The following is an 865-nucleotide window of genomic DNA, read 5'->3' on the forward strand; positions in this document are numbered from 1 at the left end:
AGATACGATTGAGCCCTCGGACGATCATGCTAACCGCCTGCCGAGGCGCGGCCTGTCCGGCTGAGATTTTATGCGCCGTTTCGATGTAGAGGCCCGCATAACGAAACACGCTGAGGTCCCAGAGATCGTACTCGTCGATCCTGGACTCCGGCATCGTAAAGAACAGGCGTTGCCGTTGTGCGCGAAGCGCTCCAAGGAAAGCGGTGCGTTCATTGAGATCCGCGCCCTCGAGGTAGGTGCGTTGAGCGCTGGCGAAGGCGGCTGTCGCTCCGTACACAGGATCCGAGACGACAAGTTCATCGTAGTCGGCCTTATAGGCCGGATCGTCGGCGCCATAGACGAGCAGATTGTCAACCCGATTGCTCGTTTCCGCGCCGATCCCGAACGCGTTGAGCTTGCGGAAAAGTTCTGTCTTCTCCGCCCTGCTCGGCTTCAAGTTTTCGCCAAAAATGTTGCGGTAGATGCTCGCAAGATCGAGCTGCCCGGCATCCTGCAGCGCAGGCACGTCGGCGCATGTCATCAAGCCGTCCCGGGCGTCAGGATGGCCGAGGATGCTGTTGGCGATCAAGGCCAGGAGCTGACGTACCGGAAAATGGCTCCCGTTGCGCTCGCTGAGTTCAATGACCGCCGCTAGTCGCGTCTTGAAGGGATCATCTTGGCCGATGCCCATCAGCCGTCGGCGATTTTCGAAGATGGGACAGATAGCGCCGTCGCTGCGTGCGGAACAGACGTCGCACCCCTCCCAACCTTCATGCTTGGTTATCGCCTCGATGATGGCCGTTATCATCTGAGCCGCCGGGGATCGGCTGAGGTCTCTCAGCTCGAGACGAATTCCGGCATCGCTCGTCACGCCCGTTACCAAGAG

Annotated in this window: 1 protein-coding gene; it reads right to left on the reverse strand. The window is 59.8% G+C overall.

Translation table 11 applies throughout. From position 1 onward, the window contains the following. Positions 1-787, reverse strand: a 787-nt coding sequence (locus EOA23_RS35115) for a hypothetical protein (protein WP_210212531.1), incomplete at its 3' end; no start/stop codon positions are given. Positions 788-865: the final 78 nt, after the last annotated feature.

It is taken from the genome of Mesorhizobium sp. M2A.F.Ca.ET.042.01.1.1 (assembly GCF_003997405.1).
In the GTDB taxonomy this organism is placed as follows: domain Bacteria; phylum Pseudomonadota; class Alphaproteobacteria; order Rhizobiales; family Rhizobiaceae; genus Mesorhizobium.